Origin of the sequence: Methanobrevibacter filiformis, from assembly GCF_001639265.1 — an archaeon.
GTDB lineage: Archaea > Methanobacteriota > Methanobacteria > Methanobacteriales > Methanobacteriaceae > Methanacia > Methanacia filiformis.
On the sequence record NZ_LWMT01000055.1, the window covers coordinates 1 to 5,535 of the forward strand.

5 protein-coding genes are annotated in these 5,535 nt (G+C 25.5%); 4 read left to right on the top strand and 1 reads right to left on the bottom strand.

Translation table 11 applies throughout. The features are described 5' to 3' along the window. Positions 1 to 252: 252 nt before the first annotated feature. A complete protein-coding gene (locus MBFIL_RS02075; RefSeq protein WP_066971026.1) occupies positions 253 to 780 on the bottom strand; it encodes a DUF2115 domain-containing protein in 528 nt (175 codons plus the stop codon). Between the two features lie 386 nt (positions 781 to 1,166). On the opposite strand from MBFIL_RS02075, the gene endA reads away from it, so the two are divergent. From endA to thrC, 4 genes are all read left to right on the top strand, one after another. After that, the gene (gene endA, locus MBFIL_RS02080; RefSeq protein ID WP_066971028.1) at positions 1,167 to 1,682 is read left to right on the top strand and encodes a tRNA-intron lyase; all 516 of its coding nucleotides are present in this window, start codon (positions 1,167 to 1,169) and stop codon (positions 1,680 to 1,682) included. 240 nt (positions 1,683 to 1,922) lie between these two features. After that, positions 1,923 to 3,008, top strand: a complete 1,086-nt coding sequence (locus MBFIL_RS02085; RefSeq protein WP_066971029.1) for a tryptophan--tRNA ligase — start codon at positions 1,923 to 1,925, stop codon at positions 3,006 to 3,008. Between the two features lie 78 nt (positions 3,009 to 3,086). Continuing rightward, positions 3,087 to 3,758 (top strand): stage II sporulation protein M, encoded by a 672-nt coding sequence (locus tag MBFIL_RS02090; protein ID WP_084266261.1) that lies wholly within the window; start codon positions 3,087 to 3,089, stop codon positions 3,756 to 3,758. 354 nt (positions 3,759 to 4,112) lie between these two features. After that, positions 4,113 to 5,312, top strand: a complete 1,200-nt coding sequence (gene thrC, locus MBFIL_RS02095) for a threonine synthase (RefSeq protein WP_066971031.1) — start codon at positions 4,113 to 4,115, stop codon at positions 5,310 to 5,312. Positions 5,313 to 5,535 lie beyond the last annotated feature (223 nt).

Consider the following 5,535-nt stretch of genomic DNA (forward strand, 5'->3'; position numbering starts at 1 on the left):
AGATAAATCACTTAAAACCCAATAAACTAAATAATAATCCTTATTTTAACTTAATATTACTTCATCATCATAATATAAGCCAATAAGTATCAATTAACTAATCAATGAATTATGGAAGATCTCCTAATAAAAACAAAAATAGCTCATATTTTGAACCTTTTTACTCCCTCTTTCTTTGAGAACTTTCATTTCAATCTCTGGATAATATTTAATCTATGCATATGAGTCTTTATTGTTATCAGGATATCTTCTTTAAAGTTTGCTTTGCTCTGCAATACAGAATTTACAAACTGCACTAGGATTGTTTTTATTATTTTCTTTAACTGGACAATAATAAGTGTTGTCTTCAGCAGTAACTTTTAAATTACCTGGAAAAGGGGTTCCTACAGGATGTATTGGTTCTTCTAAAATGTAAGTTGTATATAAACTAATTATTGTATATATAATTGGGAATTTTGTGTTTAATCTATCATCATTTTCTTGGTTTTGATTTTTTAGAAGTTCAATAGACTCAAGTAATTCTTTTTTATCAATATTATCTTTATAATCTGTTTTATCTTCATTAATATCTTTAACTCTCATTATAAAGAATTTTACATAAATTTCTAAATATTCTTCCCTATATCCTTTTTGAACATACTTTCCTTCTTCTCTAAGGATGGTCGTAGCTAACATTAAATCCATAATAGAAATGGTTTTACCTATATTTTTTAAAATATCTCTTAGGGTGTTTTTAGAGATCTCTCTTTCCTTTTTTAATAGTTTGAATTCTCCAAACATAATATTGCTCTTTAAACCTTTTCAAATTATGCTGTACTTTAAATATATTACCTATATCTAAATTTAATTAAAAATCATAATTGATATTAATTATATTTATTTCTAAATAATAAAATGGTTTATATATTTAATGGTATTAATATATTCTATATAATAAGATTAATTCATCATGTTTATTAATCTTTAAGAAATTAAAAATTAGTGTTTAAACAAAATTATTTTTATAAACTTATATTAACTTTTATTTAATGAATCAAAATTTATCAATAAATTAATAAAATTAATTTTAAATAAATTAATAAAATAATATTATTTGTTATTAATTTTATTCATTAACTTAATATTTTTTTAATTATATTATTACTTATACTTATATTGGTGTAGTTATGTATGGAGAATTATTAGACGAAACAGTATCTATAACTATTGCTGAGTCAAATCAAAAAGCAATATCTCTAAATCAGAAAAGCTATTTTGGCAAATTAGAAAATAATGTTTTGGATTTATCTCTTATCGAAGCATTATATCTGCTGGAAAAGAATCGTTTAAAGGTATATCAAAATGAAGAGAGTATTCAGTTTGATGATCTTAAAAAAATAGTTCGAGAAAGAGATTTATATTCTAAATACCTTGTTTTCAGAGACCTTAAAGATAGAGGATACATAATAAAAGCAGGTTTTAAATATGGTTCAGAATTCCGTCTTTATGAGAGAGGAAATGTTCCTGGAAAGGGTCATTCGGAGTATCTTGTTAAAATCTTACATGAATTTGATAAATTAGAAATATCTAACATTTCTAGCTATGCAAGAGTAGCACATGGTGTTAAAAAAAGATTATTGCTTGCAGTTATTGATGAAGATGGTGATTTAACTTATTATAAAATTAAATGGACACGACCATAATTAAATTATATATTAGTTAACATTAGTAATGTACAAGTTATATTTTATTATATATTTAATATTTGTATTGTATAAATAATATTGGCATGTTAATTAAAAAATATATTTTCTATGTAAAAAATAATTAGTTAAATAATCAACATATTATTCAATTATTGGTATACTTATTAATTAGGTGTCATGAATTATCAAATCATTTTTTAATTTTAATATACTATTAAGTTTGTAGGTGGTTTTTCAATGGATCCATGGGGAGCAACATCACTAGATTATGATAAAGTAGTGAATCAGTTTGGGATTAAACAATTTTCAGATGTTTTAAATAATATTAAAAATCCTCATTTACTTATGAAACGAGGAATTATATTCGGTCATAGGGATTTCGATAAAATAGCTAAAATAATATCTGAGAAAAAGGAATTTTCAGTAGTCACTGGTATGATGCCTAGTGGAAAAATGCATATTGGTCATAAAATGATTGTTGACCAATTAAATTGGTATTTTAAAAATGGGGGCAAACTATCAATAGCTATTGCAGACATGGAATCATATGCTGCACGTGGAATTCCATTTGATGAGGCAAGAGAAATAGCTATTAATGAATATTTAGTTAATTATATTGCACTTGGATTAGATTTAACTAATGATAATATTAATGTTTATCTTCAATCTAAAAATGAAATTCTTAAAGATTTAGCATTTACCTTATCTAAAAAAGTAAATTTTAGTGAAATGCGAGCAATTTATGGATTTGAAAATGGAACAAACATTGCTCATCTTTATGTTCCAATAGTTCAAGTTGCAGATATTCTTCTACCTCAAAGTGAAGAGCTTGGAATGCCAAAGACAACGATTGTTCCAGTTGGATTAGATCAAGATCCTCATATAAGGCTTACAAGGGACATAGCTATTCGATTTAAAGAAGAATTAAAATTCGTGACTCCTGCTTCAACTTATCATAGATTTATAACTGGTTTAACTGGTGGAAAAATGTCTAGTAGTAAACCAAAAACAGCTATTTTCCTAAATGATTCACCTGAACTTGCGGAAAAGAAAGTTAAAACATCCAAAACTGGTGGAAGAGAAAGTTTAGATGAACAGAAAAAGTTAGGAGGTTGTCCTGATAAATGTGTAATATATGAAATGTTAGTATATCATTTAATGGATAATGATTCTGATTTGAAAAAAGTTTATGATGATTGTAAATCTGGAATTTTACTTTGTGGAGACTGCAAAGCAATGACTGCTTCAATGATGAAAGAAATGTTTGAAAAAATAGCTATTAAACGAGATAATGCAATAGAAATAGCTAATAATTTATTATAATAAACTAAATAATCAATAAACTAAATAATATTAATAAAATAAGTATTTAATAAACTAACTAAAGCATTCGGTGAAATTGTGCGAAAAGACAACAAATATTACATTAATTTCTTATTAAATGAAATTCGATTGGCTTTTGTAGAAAATAAGTTCATACTTCTATTTGCAACTCTTATTTTTGTAATACCTATGTTTTTAGGCTATTATTTCCATGATGCATTTAGCTCATTCTTAGATCCTATGATAAATTCATTTAAAGATCAGGTAACTAGTGGTGAAATAAAGTTAGAGACTGGTGGAATATTTTTAAATAATGTTAAAGTTGCTTTATCATTATATTACTTAGCTATTTTTCTTGGAATCTTTGCAATTGCACTACTTGCTTATAATGGTTTATTTATTGGATATTATGCTAGTGGGTCAAATTTATTATCTTTTTCAATTTTAGTTTTGCCTCATGGTATTCTTGAGCTTCCTGGAATAATCATTGCAGGTGCTGCTGGATTTACTTTACTTATCTTTTGTATATTGTTTATTAAAGATATTATACTTAATTTTATGAATAGTACTGATAATAGTATTAATAATATAATTGAATTGATAAAGAACTCATATAATAAAAATTTCCGTAAATTAGTTCAATCATTTATATTACTTGCAGTTTCTGTTTTAATGATTTTAATAGCTGCAGTTATTGAGGCAAATTTGACTTTATCTATTGCAAAGACTATTTTTGATTTTTTACATTAATTTATTTCTTTTTTTAATTATTACATTAGCTACTTCTACATGTTTTTATAATGACTAAACTATTTTGTTTAAATAAAACTTTTTATAAACTATTCTTCTTATATTTAAAATAGTAAATTTATAATATAACTTATTATATAATTACATAATATAATTATATTCTATATATTATATAATCATATTAATATAATCTATTATAGAATTTATCTTGTTGATAATTTAATAGCTATTTTATCTGTTTTTATAGATTAATCCTATATTGGTATTCTATTTTGTAAAAACACTAAAAACACTATCATTTTATTAACTAGTAAACTATAGATTAATTCATAAGATAATTGTTAAGTGATAATAATGATAAAATGTGTATCTTGCGGTAAAGCATTTGAAAATAATGAGATTATTTATACTTGTGATGAATGTGGTTCTGTATTAGAAGTGGAAATAGATGTGGATGTTCCTAAAAATACTTTTGATTGTAGAAGAAACACATTATGGAAATATAAAGAATTTATGCCTGTTGATGAGAAGAAAATTGTTAGTTTAGATGAAGGTGGAACTCCGTTTTGTAAATGTAATAAAATTGGAGAAGATTTAGGTGTAGATCTTTATGTTAAAGTAGAAGGATCTAATCCAACTGGAAGCTTTAAAGATAGAGGTATGAGTGTTGGCGTCACAAAAGCAATGGAATTAGGAGTAGATACTGTGGGATGTGCCTCTACAGGTAACACTTCAGCATCACTTGCAGCATATGCGGCTCGTGCAGGGCTTCGATCTATTGTTCTTTTGCCTGAAGGTAAGGTGGCACTTGGAAAACTGGCTCAAGCGATGTTTCATGGTGCGGAAGTTTTATCGGTAGATGGTAATTTTGATGAAGCTTTAAAAACAGTTTCGCAGTTAGCTTTAGAGAAATACTTGTATCTTCTTAACTCCATAAATCCATACAGGCTTGAGGGTCAAAAATCTATTGGTTTTGAGATTGTTAATGATTTAGGCTGGGAATCTCCAGATAGAATAATATTACCTGTAGGTAATGCTGGAAATATCTCAGCTATTTGGAAAGGAATAAGTGAATTTTATAATGCAGGTTATATTGAAGATAAACCTATGATGACTGGAATTCAAGCTGTTGGAGCAGCTCCAATAGTAAACGCTTTTAATAAAAAATCGATGAAAATCGATCCTATTACAAATCCTGAAACAATAGCTACAGCTATTAGAATTGGGGATCCTGTAAGTTATACTAAAGCATTAAATGCAATATATGATTCTGAGGGTTATGCAGAAACAGTCACTGATGATGAAATATTAGATGCTCAAAAGTTATTAGGTAGAAAAGAAGGAATAGGTATAGAACCAGCTTCAGCAGCATCAATCGCAGGTCTTAAAAAACTAAGAGAATCTGGAGTAATTGATAAAGGTGAAAAAATTGTATGTGTAGTAACTGGACATTTATTGAAAGATCCTGATACTGCAATAAAAGCATCTACTCCTCCTATAAAAGTTAAATCAGATGTATCTGAACTTAAAAAAATATTAGAAAACAATAATTAATCTAAAAACAACTTGTAAATGTATATCCTAATACATATTAATTATGAGTAATATATAGTAATAATATAAATATATAGTAATATATTTAAATTTTAAATATATAGTAATATATTTAAATTTTATATTAACTTTTCTATTTTTAAAAATTTTTAAATTTTTTAATATTAACTTTTTTATTTTTTATAAATATTTTATATATTCTTTATTATCATCATTTTTTAAT

Excerpts from the sequence above, each read along its gene's own strand:
- thrC (WP_066971031.1), top strand. The coding sequence starts at position 4,113 with ATGATAAAATGTGTATCTTGCGGTAAAGCATTTGAAAATAATGAGATT.
- endA (WP_066971028.1), top strand. The coding sequence starts at position 1,167 with ATGTATGGAGAATTATTAGACGAAACAGTATCTATAACTATTGCTGAG.
- MBFIL_RS02085 (WP_066971029.1), top strand. The coding sequence starts at position 1,923 with ATGGATCCATGGGGAGCAACATCACTAGATTATGATAAAGTAGTGAAT.
- MBFIL_RS02075 (WP_066971026.1), bottom strand. The coding sequence starts at position 780 with ATGTTTGGAGAATTCAAACTATTAAAAAAGGAAAGAGAGATCTCTAAA.